Origin of the sequence: Vibrio sp. L5-1, assembly GCF_021728315.1 — a bacterium.
In the GTDB taxonomy this organism is placed as follows: Bacteria; Pseudomonadota; Gammaproteobacteria; order Enterobacterales; family Vibrionaceae; genus Vibrio; species Vibrio splendidus_K.
This window is the reverse complement of record NZ_JAKKCQ010000002.1, coordinates 1048284-1063153: the sequence shown is the minus strand read 5'-3', so window position 1 is coordinate 1063153 and position 14870 is coordinate 1048284. Positions and strand designations below refer to the sequence as shown.

The window sequence follows — 14870 nt, the reverse complement described above, 5'->3', positions numbered from 1 at the left end:
GGTTGCTTTGAGCGTTATTAAGACTCTTTGCTTAAAAACGCTCGAGTAAACGATATATGGTTTATCTTGTACTTTGCTTGGCAATTCAAAATAAACTCTTTTAGATTCTCGCTAACAGGGAACACGCAGTGTACGTCTAGCCCTTCTAAGAATTGGTTATCAGCCATATCCCAAAAACTTTGCAGCGAGTTACAAACAATGGTTCTCATATCAATGTTGCTCTTTTTGCTGTTTATATCAACGGTCAGAACGGCTTCTAGCGTGCTGACCGTCAACGGGTATAGCAATCCGTGCAGTGACCATCTCAATGAGTTCGATATGACTATCGAGATGGCAATTCCAATAAAAACTTTTGTTAATATTATAAAGCGCCTAAATTCTATACAATTATTCGTGTGAGTGAAAGTGCATATTTGATAAATCTCATATAGTAAACGATTACATTTGCAATTATTTTTCTATTAAATTGAGATTCCGCTCCAAAACTTTATTTATACGTTTAGCGCTAAGATTTTTGAGTTTCTCTGATAGTTGTATAGCCCTTGTTTTTCCATCGGTAACTCGTCCACGCCTATCTCGTAAAACCCCTGCTCACGGAACCAGTGAAGGCTGTGCGTAGTAAGGACAAAGATCTGGTCGATATCACGAGATTTTGATTGGTGGCGCATGTAATCCAGCAGTAACTGTCCACGGTTTCCATCGCGATAGTCTGGGTGGATAGCAACACAGGCCATCTCTGCCATGTGGTCTTCTGGATACGCGTATAGCGCAGCGCAACCAATAATTAGGCCGTCTTTTTCGATAATGGTAAAACGATGGATCTCTTGCTCTAACTGCTCTCTTGAACGGCGAACTAAGATGCCTTGTTCTTCCAGTGGACGAATAAGGTCAAAGATACCTCCGATATCATCAATCTGAGCTTGTCTTACTTGCTCGGCACTTGCCATGACCACTTGGGTGCCAATACCATCAAAAGAGAATAGCTCTTGGATTAATGCGCCATCCACTTTGTAGCTGATTAGATGACAACGAGGCACTCCAGCACGACAAGCAGAGATAGCACCTTTTAAGAAGCGTAATGTACCAGTGCTCATATCTTCTTTAGGGTTCTGAGATTCCGTTAAGCGTTCTAGAATTTGTTTAGCGTCTTTAGGGAAGAGTTCAGCGAGTACATTACCGCTTTCATCGGTTACCCCTTGCTCTGAACAAAAACCAATCAGCTTGTCGGCCTTTAAACGAATAGCAACTTGGGTTGCGACCTCTTCAGAAAGCAGGTTAAAGCTTTCGCCAGTCACGGAGCTAGCAATAGGCCCAAGAAGGACGATAGAACCTTGGTCAAGTGTGCGATTAATCCCTTCGATGTCTATTCGACGAATACGCCCGCTGTGGCAATAATCCGTACCATCATCGACACCTAGCGGCTGAGCGGTAATGAAGTTACCACTCATCACATTGAGTTGAGTGCCTGCCATCGGGGTGTTGTTTAGGCTCATTGAAAGTCGAGCTGTGATAGCCAGTTGTAGTTGACCAGCAGCCTGCATCGCGACACCTAAAGAATATTCGTCAGTAACTCTAATATTCTTATGGTAAGGCGTGTGGCAATCTTGCCTTGCTAATAGTTGGTTGATCTGTGGTCTTGCTCCGTGAACGAGAACAATTTTTACCCCAAGGCTGTGGAGTAAGGCTATATCGCTAATTATGTTGCCAAAGTTTCTATCGGCAACGGCTTCGCCACCAAGCATAATAACCATGGTTTTGCCACGGTGAGCATTTACGTAAGGGGTTGATTGTCTGAAACCTTTTACTAGCGCTGTACTTCTTAATTTCACAGAACAAGTCCATTTTTGTTTATTTATTCGCTAATTTAGCATTTAAATTCAAATATAAACAACACCTTTTTTGGAATAAAGCGCAAACTATTCTCATCTAGGGTTCATTATATAAACTGTCTCAGTGTAGAATGCATATAGCATCTTTATGAGTCGTAACCGAATGCAACAAGCTCCAGCAACAAAGAACAAAATCGATGAGATTACCCAAGGCCTCTACAGTGAAGTTGAGCAACGCCATCAATCTAAGTTGAAGCGTAAGATCATTGAACGCTGTTTAATGGTTTTAGCTTTAGTGGGATCGTTTGCTGTGGTTTCCTTGTTCGGTGATGTGCTATCCCGAGTACAAGATGCGGCGACGCCCGACAATCTGATATACGGTACGTGGGTAGAGCAGGACGTTGCACATTATGCGACGGACGAGTTTCGACTAAACGCTAATGGCGTGTCAGTGCGTGGGTCTGTTGTTTCGACGAGTTTTGACTTTGATGGTAACTACTTCGAATATAAAGCGGGTGATAAAACCTATCGCTTCCGCATGACCAATTCTGACAACACAGAAATGGTGCTCGATTCTGATAATCACTACAATCCCGTCTTCCGCCTTAAAGGCCATATCGAGAACTCAGTCCGATAGGTTATCTTATTGTAAACTCTTACAATCTACGATTGTGTTATCTGACTGTTTTTGTCATCCTCGATGCATAGAATTTTTAGGATGACTCTTGTGATTAAAAAATGGCTTCCCCTTGTCGCTGCCTCTTTCTTATTTGGCTGTGCTCAACCGACTGATCTTGCTCAACAACACCTTGATGACGAATTTTCTCGCACCTTAAATAAGGTCGATCAGGTTGAATCCAATAAACCAAGAGACTACACCGCATTTGCAGAGCAAGCTGAAATGGTGGTTTCTAAATCCCCTTCGATGGCTAAAATCTATGAGCCGCTTTATCAGCAACTCAATGAGTGGGCGATGCAAAGTGGAGATCCAAGCGAGCTCGCTAACTTTGGCGTTCAAACTGCTCAATTGGGTGGTGGTGATAAGCAAGGCAACGTTTTGTTCACGGGGTACTTTTCTCCCGTAATGGAGCTACGCCACGAAGCCAGTGAAGAATACCGTTTCCCTGTTTATGGACTTCCAGAGTGCGATAAAGAATGTCCAACCCGCGAAGAGATCTACAACGGTGCATTAGAAGGCCAGGGCCTTGAGTTAGGTTACTCGTCGAACCGCATCGATCCTTTTATGATGGAAGTGCAGGGCAGTGGATTCGTGCATTTCGGTGATGACGATACGTTGCAGTATTTCGCATACGCGGGTAAGAACAATAAAGCTTACGTGAGCATTGGCCGTGTTTTGATCGAGCGAGGCTTAGTTCCACGCGAAAAAATGTCACTGAAAGCAATCAAAGAGTGGGTATTGGCAAACGATCCTGAAGTTGTCAAAGAGCTGCTTGAGCAAAACCCATCTTTCGTGTTTTTTGAAGCGAGAGACGACCTATCAGTAATGGGCAGCGCGGGCATCCCTCTATTACCTATGGCGGCAGTCGCGGGCGATCGCTCTATATTGCCTATGGGGACGCCAATCCTAGCTGAGGTTCCATTATTGAATGCAGACGGTACTTGGAGCGGTGCGCACCAACTAAGACTGTTACTGGTTTTGGATACCGGTGGCGCAGTTAAGCAGAACCATTTGGATCTCTACCACGGTATGGGGCCAAGAGCAGGAACTGAAGCGGGTCATTACAAGCATTTTGGTCGTGTATGGAAGCTTGGCTTAGATGGCAGTGCCACCGAAGCGCCTTGGGCTTTGCCTCCTGAAAAGGTCGAGTAAACAACAATAAAATAGGGCATTGAAAGCGAATCGCTAATCCCCTAGACTTTTAATTCAAGAGTGCGTATAAAACGCACTCTTTTCTTTTTCTCAGAAATAAATTGGCGGCAACAATGCGTGAATTGACCACTCCAGCTTCAGAAAACTATGACCAACGATTTGGTGGCACTCGTCGCTTATATGGCAATAGTGAAGTCGACATACTTAGAGCAGCACACGTGTGTGTGATCGGTATTGGCGGTGTAGGTTCATGGGCTGTTGAAGCGCTTGCTCGTACCGGTTTAGGTGAGCTGACTTTGATCGATATGGATGATGTGTGTGTGACTAACATCAACCGTCAAATCCATGCAATGTCGGGTACCGTCGGTAAGAGCAAAATCGAAGTGATGGCCGAGCGCGTCAAACTGATTAACCCTGAGTGTAAAGTGAACCTGATTGACGACTTTATTGGCCCTGATAATCAGGCTGAATACCTATCGAAAGAGTTCGACTTTGTGTTAGATGCGATTGATAGTATGAAAGCTAAAGCTTCACTGTTGGCATATTGTCGTAGCAACAAAATCAAGGTGATCACCACCGGTGGCGCGGGTGGGCAAGTCGACCCGACTCAAATCAAAGTGGCTGATCTGACTAAGACGATTCAAGATCCGCTAGCGAAGAAGCTAAAAGATACCCTTCGTCGTCATCATAATTTCCCTATGAACCCTGCGCGTAAGTTTGGTATCGATTGTGTGTTCTCGACTGAGCAACTGAAATACCCTCAAGCCGACGGCAGTGTATGTGCTGCGAAAGCAACAGCGGAAGGTCCAAAACGCATGGACTGTGCGACGGGTTTTGGCGCTGCGACAGTGGTCACCGCGACTTTTGGTTTTGTGGCTGTTTCACGTATTGTTGAAAAGCTGATTCAAAAGCACGCTAAATAACGTCTTCTATTCAATTAATAATCGACTGGATATTAAAATGACCACATTCCCAAGCTCTCCATTCGGCACTGAAATTACCAGTGATGATATTGTCGCGAAGATGCAGACATTCAGCGGTTGGGAAGACCGTTATCGTCAAGTGATTCAATGGGGTAAGAAATTACCTAGCATGCCTGATGAGCTGAAGAGTGAGCAGGTTGTAGTTTCTGGTTGTGAAAGCCAAGTCTGGCTAGTTTCTCAGAACATCGACGGTGTTTGGTATTTTTGTGCTGATTCTGATGCTCGTATCGTGCGCGGTCTGATCGCATTAGTGATGGCTGCGTATGATGGAAAAACATCAGAGCAGGTTCAAGCGTTTGATATTGATGGTTACTTCGAAAACATCGGTTTAATCAACCACCTAAGCCCATCTCGCGGTAATGGATTAAAAGCGATCGTTGCTCAAATCCAAGAACTAAGTGCTTAATATCTCTTAGATACACAAAAATAAAAAGGGTTGACGCTAAACGCCAACCCTAAATAATCTCGCTACTCGCTACTCGCTACTCGCTACTCGCTACTCGCTACTCGCTACTCGCTACTCGCTACAGCATATCAACGGCTTTCTCTACTGCAGCAATCAGTTTTTCAACATCATCCATGTTGTTGTAAATCCCAAATGAAATTCGTACCGTTCCTTTCACATTAAGCGTATCCATTAATGGATGAGCACAATGATGTCCTGCGCGTACCGCGATACCTTGTTGATCTAACAGTGTCGCAATGTCTTGATGGTGAACACCATCCATCACAAAAGTAATCACGCTTGCGTTGGGCTGATACCCCAAAACCTGAATATCATCCAGTTTACTGAGTGCACGGTAGGTTTCGTGCTGAAGCTGGTGGATATGATTTTCGACATATTGCTGTGCAAAACCACTCAACCATTCTATTGCAGTGCTTAATGCTATCGCGCCGGCTACATTTGGTGTTCCGGCTTCGAACTTACCAGGCAGTTCAGAAAAAGTAGTGCCAGAAAAAGAGACGCGCTCAACCATTTTGCCACCACCATGCCATGGAGGCATCGCTTCGAGCAATTCAAGTTTGCCATAAAGTACACCGATACCCGCAGGAGCGTAGAGTTTGTGCCCTGAAAATACGTAGAAATCCGCGCCTAAAGCAGCAACATCAGTTGGTTCATGAACGATGCCTTGTGCGCCATCGACCACAACAATCGCATTCATCTTGTGTGCTTTTTCTATGACAGCTTCAATTGGCTGACGAGAACCCGTCACGTTGGTTATCTGAGCTAATGCAACAATCTTGGTTTGTTCATTTAAAAGCATATCAAACGCGACTAGGTCAAATTCGCAATCCGATCTCATCGGCACTTTAACGACTTTAGCCCCGGTTTGTTCTGCCACAATTTGCCAAGGCACAATGTTGGCGTGATGTTCCATTTCGCTAACCAAGATCTCATCGCCTGGTTGAAGCGTACTTCTTGCATAGGTTTGAGCGACCAAGTTGAGCGCTTCGGTTGCACCGCGAGTCCAGATGATCTCTTTTGAAGATCTTGCACCAATAAACTGAGCGACCTTATCTCTTGCCGCTTCAAACTGACTGGTCGCGTTCGCTGTTAAGCTATGACTACCACGGTGAACATTGGCATTTTGTTTGGAGTAATATTGGCTAATGGCATCAATAACCACCTGAGGTTTTTGTGTCGTTGCCGCGCTGTCTAAGTAAACCAACGGTTGTTGATTGATGGTTTGTGATAACGCAGGGAACTGCTCTCGGATGTGATTGATATCAAGCATCTATTCTTACCTAAAATCTTGGAAATTGGTGCTAGCGTTATGCTTAGCGGTATCGTTATTTTATCGCGACTTGTTAACCGTTGCTGACTAATCTTGATGATTCCAGCTATTTTCTCGTTCTTTGACTTGAGCAAACAGCTTTTGGTTAACGGGAACCTCTATCTGATGCTTAAGTGCTGTCTTTATAAGGTGTCCGGTAATGAAGTTTATCTCTGTCTTTCGTTGGTAAAACACATCTTGCTTCATTGAGGAATTGTTCTTTGCCGTGGCTTGGATAACCTGTTTGACGCTTGTCTCTAATTCGTCGAATGAACAAGTAATACCTTCAGCCATCATCACTTGCGTGAGTTCTTTAATTATAGAATTCAAAACTTCGCTAAATCTTTGGTCAGCAAGCTCTCCGTTTTTGATTTGTTCCAGCCCAGTGAGTGGGTTGATGGCACAATTGATGGCGAGCTTAGTCCATAGCGCTGTTTTTATCTCAGGATTCCAACTTACAACAGGTAGGGCATGCTCCAACACATCAACTAAAAAAGTGCATTGCTGACCTTTGAGGTTAAAAGCACCTAGTTGAGTTTGGCCTATTCCTGTGTGGGATACATTGTTGCGATTGGGTTTGAATGCCGCTTGGGTGGTGGTCGCTAGTACTACCGGGTGAGTATCAATTTGAGTTGCTATCTGATCGACCGCGCCCATTCCGTTGTGCATGAACATGAGAATGGTGTCGGGATCGAGATGTTGAAGCAGTGGAGTGGTTGCTTCTTCTACTTGCCAAGCTTTGACCGTGAAAATAACCAAGTCACTCGCTGATAGCTTTTCGATATTGTTGTTACTGAAGGAAAGGGAAGCTTGTCCATCGAGTGATAAGTCAATTGAGTTATCAGTGGAACGACTCCACAAAGAGACATTATGACCAGCTTGAAGTAGTTTTATTGCCCATAAAGAGCCGATGGCCCCTGGCCCAACAATCGTGATGTTCACAGCTATACCGAGATAAAAAAGTGATGCTGCAAGGATAGCGAGGCATTAAATGAAAGCAATAAAAAATGGCACCCGAGGGTGCCATTTAGGAAACTTTCTTAGAAGTTCGATTAGAACTTGTAAGTTACTGCTACGTAGTGACCTACGCCAGAAGATTCAGCCTGTGTAGATGCATCCCATGGAAGGTTTGCGCCATCTTTAAAGCCGTATACATCGCTGTATAGTTTCAAGCCGTAACCAACTGCAAAGCGATCTGAGTGCCAGTAAAGGCCGTTGAACATCGCGCCACCGTTGCTTACTTGAGAGTACTCATCTTGCATACCGAATTGGTAATCGATGTAACCTTGGTAAGAGATGAATGAACCGTTCTCGAAGAAGTAGAATGGCTTGAACCAGTTAGTAGATACTTGGAAGCCGTTCCAGTCTTTATTGTTTGAATCGTAAGTGCCGTATAGGTTTAGGCCAACTTTACCAAACCATGGAACCATTACATCAGAACCAAGACCAACTTTTTGAGTGTTAACGCCAGAGTTACCACCCCATTCCATAAGCGTAGATACGTAAAGCTCTTGAACTGGACCGAAAGAAAGATCTTTACCTGTTAACCCGTCAAGAGACATACGAGGAGCGAACTTCATGAAGATTTTTTCTTGGCCATTTTTATCACTACCTGGATCAGAAGTTAGGTTGAATACGTCAACGTAACCGTAAAGATCAAAGATTCCAGAGCGACCACCGAATTCCATCTCTAGATAATCATGAGTAGACTCAGTAACGCCTTTCTCATTGAATGCACCCATAAGGTTGAACTGCATCCATTTGTAATCGTTCTTATGGATGTCGCCGTCAGAATAATCAGCCGCCATTACTGGAGCAGATGCTGCTGCAAGTAGGCCAAGAGTTAAAAGTGATTTACGCATAATGGAACTCTCTATGTTAAAAATGAATAACCCGCTAATCCGTGCGTGTTTATGATGTCCGAATGCCGAGCATAATAGCGATTTTGTTCTCAAATAAAAGTGAGACGGAGTGAAAATTGCAATTATTAAGGTGAGGTTGATCACACTAACGATCTAAATGATGGAACTTTAATGTGTCAATGCATCTTGATGCACCTCTAATTCTATTGATTTTGTGAAATTAGATTATTTTGTGGATAAATAGGTGAAATACTGTGCTAAGCAAACGATTCTACTAATTAGAGTGACATGCATATCAAAATCAACAGTATTCCTTTCTAAGGCTTTTCGTGCTGAAAAGTGACTAAATCAAATCGCCCTCCATCTTGTCTTTGATCTATTTTTGACCAACTTCGTAATGATGTTGGAATCAATTGATGAACAACTCATGTGATAAGTGAATAGGAACTTGAACCTAGCTACTTTTTGAATCACGGAGAATTAAAGACAGTTCACTGCACTAGATTTTGAGACAATTTTTAAAGATTAGTTATTGGACTAATCATTTGTGTGACGAACTGGTCTAACTTTTTTGGAGAGAAGACCGATGAAATATACACCAATACTCGCGGTAGCGATGTCAGCCCTGTTCATTGTGGGGTGTGATGATGACGATGAACCAACAACTCAACTACAATCTGTACATGCATCGCCAGATGCTCCGTTGGCTAATGTCTTAGTAAATAGTCAGGCTCGTTGGAGCGGTGTCGATTATGCTCAAGCATCCGGATATGCCTCAGTAGATCAAGGTCAAACCACCCTGCAAGTAGATGTCCAACTCCCAGGTGACGCAGTAGCGACTGTGATTCCGCCAAGCCAATTCGATTTGAGCGGTGATCTAGATTACACCGTAATGGTGGTCGGCGATGCTGATGGTTCTAATAACCCGGTTGAGGCTTTAGTTGTTACAAGGCCTGCTGAGGGAACGGCAACAAGTTCAAGTTTAGATGTGCAAGTTGTTCACGCGGCAACTGGGGTTGGTGATGTGAACCTGTATGTTACCGGACCGAGTGATCCGTTGGGCGCTCCGCTTGGCACTCTCGGTTATAAAGACTTTACTGACGTACTCAATATTCCAGCAGGGCAATACCGAGTGAGATTAGAAACAGTGAGCGGAAGTGCTATTGCTTTTGACTCTGGAGAAATCACTCTGTCTGGCGGTAGTGAGCTAACCATAGCGGCGGTGCCAAGAGCTGACTCCAATAGCGCTTCACCTGTAAAATTGATGGTGATGGATGGAACTGGATCATCTTTAATCTACGATATGGCAGAAACTGCAGAAGTAAGAGTCGGGCATTTAGTCGATGGTGCACCGGATGTCGATGTGTTCGTTAACGCTACTAAGTTTGCTCCTCTTGATGCTCTGATGTTTAAAGAGATTCGCGGCTTCCTAGACTTGGCTGCAGGTAGCTACGATATTGATATTTACGAAACTGCAACGACGACTCCAACATTTATCGATGTTGATGGTTTAGCTGTATTTGCCGGAATGGATTACAGCATTTATGCAGTGGGTACGTTAAGTCCACTCAATTTGGAATCACTAGTTGTCCCTGAAAATCGTCGTCCGGTTGCGACCAGCGCAGTGTTGAACATCACTCATGCGGCGGCTAACCCGATTGCAGCATCAGTTGATATTTACTTGACTGAAAACGTGGGAATCTCTGGTAGCACTCCGGCACTAAGTGATGTGAAGTTCAAAGATTACGCGAATGGTATTTATGTGGCAGCGGGATCTTACTACGTGACAATTACTGTAGCAGGAGACCCAACTACTGTTGCCATTGACTCTGCGCCTGCAACTTTGGCTGACGGTGTTGTTTATCAAGTCGTCGCGATTGATGACTCGACGGGAACTGGTTTTAACTTAATCGTAAGTGATACAACAGATTAGCGTTTAAGTATCTGCTGGCAGAAAGTAAGGAGGGTAGCCCAGTGCTACCCTCTTCTCTTTTGTTTTCTTTTACTCTTATTCGTGGTTGTTTTTGGCTTTCTCTAATAAATCAGTGAAAAAGTGGCGTAACGAGTAGAGCATGATCAAACTTGGAATCACCATTAATGACGTCAGTATAAAGAAGGTTGACCAATCATTGAGGAAGTCGACCAGCTCACCGCTAAATGAAGCCAGAGTTGTACGACCGAAATTTCCCAATGATGCTAGCAAGGCATATTGTGTTGCCGAGAAAGCTTGCCCGGTCAGTAGCGTTAAGAAGGAAACGAATGCCACTGTCGAAAAGGCGGTTGTGAAGTTATCGACAATAATCGTTGCCAAGAATAAGTTTTCATTGGGTCCTACTTGAGCAATCCATGCAAACATTAGGTTGCTGGCTGCCATTGCTACGCCGCCAATCATTAGCCCACGTACAATGCCAAATTTCACATTGAAGACACTGCCTAGCAAGGTGAAGAATATTGTTGCACCCCAACCAATTAACTTGGAGTAGTGGCCGATTTGTTCATTGCTAAAGCCGATCTCTTTATAGAAGGGAATCGACATTCTGCCTAAGAAGGCTTCACCTATCTTAAACAGGAATACGAACAGCAGAAGCGTAATAGCAACTTGAACACCGTTTCGCTTAAAGAAATCGTAGAAAGGCTCCAACACTGTAACGCTTAGCCAGGCCACAACTTTAGAGCCCACAACTTTATTATGGCGCTGTTGTGCTTCTTTTTGTAATGCTTCACGTTGTGTTGTTGGCTCTCCGACAAACAGGGTGAATAGCATCAGAATGATGACGACACCGGCCATGCCGTAATAAACACCATTCCAACCTATTGTATCGGCATTGATAAATGCGAGGTAACCAGGAAGAGAGTAGCCAGTCCACCATCCCATCACTGCCATTGCGGATGCTTGCGGTAATTTGGTAGATTCAGATTTAGGAAATGAATCAATACGGAAGGCATCAATGGCTATATCTTGGGTTGCCGACGCAATCGCAATTCCGAGAGCCAACATTGAGGTGAACATCAAGTCATTGGCAGGGTTCACCCCGGCAATGAACAGCGTGCAGATCAATACAAAGCTTTGGCATAGAAATATCCAACTGCGTCGTTGGCCCAATATCGCATGTAGAATCGGCAGTTTGACTCGGTCTACCAGTGGTGCCCAAAGAAAGTTAATGGCATAGACGGCAAATACACTACCGAAATAACCGATAGCAGCACGAGTTAATCCTGCATCTTTTAGCCAGCCTGACATGTTAGAGCCGATAAGAACCCAAGGAAAGCCACTCGAACAACCCAACATAAACACCCAAAGTAGGCGTTTATCTAGGTAGCTACGGAAAGTCTGCATCCAAGAAAGAGAGGGAGTGCCAGATGACATGGGGCGTCCTTGTATAGAAAAACGCCCTTAAGAGGTTAAGGGCGCTGTATGAGATTACTTAAGAAGTGTTACTTTGTTGATGATGATAGGGTCGGTTGGAATATCTGACATGCGGCCCATTCGCTTAGTCGGAATGGTTGCCATCTTTTGTACGACATCAAACCCTTCAGTTACCGTGCCAAAAACAGCGTAGCCCGGGTTACCACCTTTTGCATTCAAGAAGTCGTTATCCGAAAAGTTGATAAAGAACTGACGAGTCGCAGAATCTGGCGCATTAGTGCGAGCCATTGCTATCGTTGCTGTATCATTCTTTAGACCGTTACTGCCTTCATTTTTGATAGGAGCATAAGTTGCTTGTTGATTCATATCTTGGTCAAAGCCACCACCTTGAGCCATGAAGCCAGGAATTACTCGGTGGAAGATAGTGCCTTCGTAGCTGCCGTCTGCGACGTATTTAAGGAAATTATCAACACTAACCGGTGCTTGCTCTTGGTTCAGCTCGATAGTGAAGTCGCCTAATGTTGTCTCTACGTTCACTTTAGGGCCAGCCCAAACGCTTACGCTAACCAGCATTAATGCGATAGAAGTTAGAATGCGGCTCATTAGAAACGTTCCTTCATGTAGTTTTGTAGTTCAGGGTCGTTCGCGATTTCAGTAAGAACCAAGTTGATCACATCGTTTAGAACCATTGAAATGTCGTCGTTTGAAGCGCTTAATGCTCCGGTACGAGTTGCAGTGCCGTTGAATGTTTTTACAAGCTTACCTTCAGGTGTCTCAGCGGTAACTTCAAGTGTGACTTTACCGTCCATTTGGTTTTCCATAATGGTGTGTTCTACGGTAACAAGTGCTTCTTGAATCTCTAAAACAATTGAGTTTTCACTGTTTACGCTTGCGCGGAAACCTTGGGATTCCAGTTGTTTTGCTAATGCGTCCTCTAGAGAAATACGCATGTTCTGTTTAGCGTGAATCGGCTGGATATTTGAACGGCCACTATCAACTAATGCTACGTACTGAGCTGCACGAACATCTTTACTGGTTAGTGTGTATGTTTTGCCTTGTACAAGGTTGCTTGAGCTTAGCGAAGCTTCTGGCATTACATTGATCTGTTCTTGCTGAGGGGCTGAACATGCTGTTAAAGCCATAATAGAGGCAGCCAAAATCAGTTTTTTCATTCCTTTATCCTTTCTAAATTCACACCAGAAGCTCGGTATTTTAAATTCTTATGAAGCAGTCTACTGCCTATTTATTAAAATTAGCAGGTTCTCTTGTTGCCTGTAATATCTCAAATTTTTGGTTCAACTCAAGCGTTTCGACGTTCGCTTCACCAAATAATCTTGCTAGTTTGACATCGTATCCGAGGTGGCGGTTGCCAATAACAATTAATTTGCCTCCATTGCTTAGAACATGCTTTGCATCACAGAACATTTGCCATGCAATGTGGTCTGTAATTGCTTGTTGCTGGTGGAACGGAGGATTACACATAACTAAGTAAGTGCTGTTCTTCTTGAAGCCATCTAAACAGTTGTTGGCGATGAACTGGAAGTTGCCTTCTTCACCAAGGTTATCCTTGACGTTTTGGCGCGCCGATTCCACCGCCATAAAGCTTTCATCCACACAGGTGATACGAGCTTGTGGGTTCAATTGCCCAGCTTTTACACTCAATACACCGTTGCCACAGCCTAAGTCGATAATATGACGTAGCTCAGGATCTTGAGGGATGTGCTCTAGCATATAACGAGCGCCTTGATCGAGTGCTTCCCCTGAGTAAACATTTGGTAAATTTTTCAGGCGGATATCTTCACCGTCTACGTCCCATCCAACATAAGGTTCTACTGTTTGAATCGGTTGGCTGTTTGGAGAAGAGAACACAAGACGATGCTTTTTCTTAGCCAGAGAGGTTTTGGTTTCACCGAGATATTTTTCAAACAGGTTCAGTGTTGAAGTGTGAATCTCTTTTACTTTATTCACACCAATCACTTGGCAACCTTCAGGTAATGCTTGGCGCAACTGGCTCAATTGCCATATTAGGTGGCGGTTGGTTTTTGGCAATTGCATGATCACAAGGTCGATACCGTGTGGGATATCATCCATCGTGTTCAAGAAGTTCACTCGGTTACTTTGATTGCGCTGTAAGTTTTTTAGCGTTCCGCGATGAGAAATGAAAGAGTCACTCATCATGGTCACGTCATGATCTTTGGAGAACCAAGCGGATAGGGCACCAAAACTGTCGTTCATGATCAGGATGTGTTTACCCGGTTCAAGGTTCATCTCTTCAACATGGCTAATCAGATATTCGTCGCCGGCATCCCAAGCTTGAAGGGTTTCATTTGAACGGTTGGGGAAACGATTTAGGGTTAAAGTTCTATCGTGAAGGGTAAGTTCAGTTTTCATTGCTTGAGATACTTATGTAAGAAATAACAAAGATATTGTCTCAAATGCAGCCTGAACAAGATATAAAAAACTCGACTAAACCCCTCGAGTCAGCGATGAAATACTCAGACAGTCGGTCAGTTAGGGTTTATACTGGAGCGACAGATAATGCCAATACGCTATTTAAGGAATCACGATGATCCAAGAAGTTATCGAAACAAAATTGCACAATGAGTTTTCACCAAGTCATTTAAACGTGGTGAATGAGAGCTATATGCACAATGTTCCGGCTGGTTCTGAGAGTCATTTTAAAGTGATTGTTGTCAGCGATGTGTTTGAAGGTTTGCGTCTTATTGCTCGTCATAGAGCGGTGAATAAAGCACTATCAGAAGAGTTAGCGAATAATATTCACGCACTATCCATTCACACTTATACAAAAGATGAATGGATGAAGCAGCTAAATAACGTGCCAGATAGCCCGATGTGTATGGGTGGTGGTAAGTAAGATAATTAACCCATATAGAAGAGGCGGCTAGACCGCCTCTTTTGTCTCAAAATCTATCTGTTTTCTGTTGTTATATCACTCAAGCTGATGGTAAATTGACCTAGCGAAAATACCTACAATGAGTAATGTTTTTATTAACAGTGTTTCAACATAACACGTAAAATATTAGTTTGTGACAGAGTATTAATCTCTTGTTTAAAACACGTTCTAAAAGCCATTCTATCTGTGCGGCTCGTCAAATTTATACATATTTGAGAGTCCATATGCTTCAAATCTCACCAAATAAAGGCCGTATTCAAGTTATTGGTCATGGCATCAAGTTGTCAAAAAATGCTAGAATATGGCACC

At 43.7% G+C, this 14870-nt stretch carries 15 protein-coding genes; 6 read left to right on the top strand and 9 right to left on the bottom strand.

Annotation, left to right across the window (positions count from 1 at the left end):
- Window positions 1-17 precede the first annotated feature (17 nt).
- Entirely contained in the window at window positions 18-209 is a 192-nt protein-coding gene (locus L3V35_RS11655; protein ID WP_004735192.1) for a hypothetical protein, read from the bottom strand.
- A 282-nt stretch (window positions 210-491) separates the two neighbouring features.
- A complete protein-coding gene (argA, locus tag L3V35_RS11650) occupies window positions 492-1829 on the bottom strand; it encodes an amino-acid N-acetyltransferase (RefSeq protein ID WP_065206883.1) in 1338 nt (445 codons plus the stop codon).
- Window positions 1830-1992: 163 nt separating this feature from the next.
- On the opposite strand from argA, the gene L3V35_RS11645 reads away from it, so the two are divergent.
- The 4 genes from L3V35_RS11645 to csdE all read left to right on the top strand — a co-directional run bounded on the left by L3V35_RS11645 (window position 1993) and on the right by csdE (window position 5049).
- Window positions 1993-2466: a DUF2850 domain-containing protein gene (locus L3V35_RS11645; RefSeq protein ID WP_114633055.1), complete on the top strand. Its 474-nt coding sequence runs from the start codon at window positions 1993-1995 to the stop codon at window positions 2464-2466.
- Between the two features lie 81 nt (window positions 2467-2547).
- The gene (gene mltA, locus L3V35_RS11640; RefSeq protein ID WP_114633056.1) at window positions 2548-3660 is read left to right on the top strand and encodes a murein transglycosylase A; all 1113 of its coding nucleotides are present in this window, start codon (window positions 2548-2550) and stop codon (window positions 3658-3660) included.
- Window positions 3661-3773: 113 nt separating this feature from the next.
- Window positions 3774-4583, top strand: a complete 810-nt coding sequence (gene tcdA / locus L3V35_RS11635) for a tRNA cyclic N6-threonylcarbamoyladenosine(37) synthase TcdA (protein ID WP_102511055.1) — start codon at window positions 3774-3776, stop codon at window positions 4581-4583.
- A 37-nt stretch (window positions 4584-4620) separates the two neighbouring features.
- Window positions 4621-5049 carry a cysteine desulfurase sulfur acceptor subunit CsdE gene (gene csdE / locus L3V35_RS11630; protein ID WP_114633057.1) on the top strand — a complete coding sequence of 143 codons (429 nt, stop codon included), beginning with the start codon at window positions 4621-4623 and terminating at the stop codon, window positions 5047-5049.
- A gap of 118 nt (window positions 5050-5167) precedes the next feature.
- Here csdE and csdA read toward each other — a convergent pair whose 3' ends face one another.
- From csdA to L3V35_RS11615, 3 genes are all read right to left on the bottom strand, one after another.
- A complete protein-coding gene (gene csdA / locus L3V35_RS11625; protein ID WP_237299741.1) occupies window positions 5168-6379 on the bottom strand; it encodes a cysteine desulfurase CsdA in 1212 nt (403 codons plus the stop codon).
- Between the two features lie 87 nt (window positions 6380-6466).
- Entirely contained in the window at window positions 6467-7360 is an 894-nt protein-coding gene (gene panE, locus L3V35_RS11620) for a 2-dehydropantoate 2-reductase (RefSeq protein ID WP_237299739.1), read from the bottom strand.
- Window positions 7361-7470: 110 nt separating this feature from the next.
- Entirely contained in the window at window positions 7471-8280 is an 810-nt protein-coding gene (locus tag L3V35_RS11615) for an outer membrane protein OmpK (protein ID WP_108195591.1), read from the bottom strand.
- Window positions 8281-8866: 586 nt separating this feature from the next.
- On the opposite strand from L3V35_RS11615, the gene L3V35_RS11610 reads away from it, so the two are divergent.
- Window positions 8867-10213: a DUF4397 domain-containing protein gene (locus L3V35_RS11610; RefSeq protein ID WP_237299737.1), complete on the top strand. Its 1347-nt coding sequence runs from the start codon at window positions 8867-8869 to the stop codon at window positions 10211-10213.
- 75 nt (window positions 10214-10288) lie between these two features.
- Here the strand turns inward: L3V35_RS11610 and L3V35_RS11605 are convergent, their stop codons facing one another.
- From L3V35_RS11605 to L3V35_RS11590, 4 genes are all read right to left on the bottom strand, one after another.
- Entirely contained in the window at window positions 10289-11647 is a 1359-nt protein-coding gene (locus L3V35_RS11605) for an MFS transporter (RefSeq protein WP_017079927.1), read from the bottom strand.
- Between the two features lie 54 nt (window positions 11648-11701).
- On the bottom strand, window positions 11702-12250 hold the full coding sequence (locus L3V35_RS11600) for a peptidylprolyl isomerase (RefSeq protein WP_237299735.1): 549 nt from the start codon (window positions 12248-12250) through the stop codon (window positions 11702-11704).
- Window positions 12250-12819: a YajG family lipoprotein gene (locus tag L3V35_RS11595; protein ID WP_017074206.1), complete on the bottom strand. Its 570-nt coding sequence runs from the start codon at window positions 12817-12819 to the stop codon at window positions 12250-12252. The genes L3V35_RS11600 and L3V35_RS11595 overlap by 1 nt, the downstream gene beginning before the upstream one ends.
- Before the next feature lie 67 nt (window positions 12820-12886).
- Window positions 12887-14038 carry a methyltransferase gene (locus L3V35_RS11590; RefSeq protein ID WP_237299734.1) on the bottom strand — a complete coding sequence of 384 codons (1152 nt, stop codon included), beginning with the start codon at window positions 14036-14038 and terminating at the stop codon, window positions 12887-12889.
- Between the two features lie 175 nt (window positions 14039-14213).
- On the opposite strand from L3V35_RS11590, the gene bolA reads away from it, so the two are divergent.
- Complete coding sequence (gene bolA, locus L3V35_RS11585) at window positions 14214-14522, top strand: transcriptional regulator BolA (RefSeq protein ID WP_017079929.1); 309 nt, start codon at window positions 14214-14216, stop codon at window positions 14520-14522.
- Window positions 14523-14870 lie beyond the last annotated feature (348 nt).

Bases quoted from the DNA above. Each gene is read 5' to 3' on its own strand.
- L3V35_RS11655 (WP_004735192.1), bottom strand. From the start codon at position 209: ATGAGAACCATTGTTTGTAACTCGCTGCAAAGTTTTTGGGATATGGCT.
- L3V35_RS11645 (WP_114633055.1), top strand. From the start codon at position 1,993: ATGCAACAAGCTCCAGCAACAAAGAACAAAATCGATGAGATTACCCAA.
- mltA (WP_114633056.1), top strand. From the start codon at position 2,548: ATGACTCTTGTGATTAAAAAATGGCTTCCCCTTGTCGCTGCCTCTTTC.
- tcdA (WP_102511055.1), top strand. From the start codon at position 3,774: ATGCGTGAATTGACCACTCCAGCTTCAGAAAACTATGACCAACGATTT.
- csdE (WP_114633057.1), top strand. From the start codon at position 4,621: ATGACCACATTCCCAAGCTCTCCATTCGGCACTGAAATTACCAGTGAT.
- csdA (WP_237299741.1), bottom strand. From the start codon at position 6,379: ATGCTTGATATCAATCACATCCGAGAGCAGTTCCCTGCGTTATCACAA.
- L3V35_RS11615 (WP_108195591.1), bottom strand. From the start codon at position 8,280: ATGCGTAAATCACTTTTAACTCTTGGCCTACTTGCAGCAGCATCTGCT.
- L3V35_RS11610 (WP_237299737.1), top strand. From the start codon at position 8,867: ATGAAATATACACCAATACTCGCGGTAGCGATGTCAGCCCTGTTCATT.
- L3V35_RS11605 (WP_017079927.1), bottom strand. From the start codon at position 11,647: ATGTCATCTGGCACTCCCTCTCTTTCTTGGATGCAGACTTTCCGTAGC.
- L3V35_RS11600 (WP_237299735.1), bottom strand. From the start codon at position 12,250: ATGAGCCGCATTCTAACTTCTATCGCATTAATGCTGGTTAGCGTAAGC.
- L3V35_RS11595 (WP_017074206.1), bottom strand. From the start codon at position 12,819: ATGAAAAAACTGATTTTGGCTGCCTCTATTATGGCTTTAACAGCATGT.
- L3V35_RS11590 (WP_237299734.1), bottom strand. From the start codon at position 14,038: ATGAAAACTGAACTTACCCTTCACGATAGAACTTTAACCCTAAATCGT.
- bolA (WP_017079929.1), top strand. From the start codon at position 14,214: ATGATCCAAGAAGTTATCGAAACAAAATTGCACAATGAGTTTTCACCA.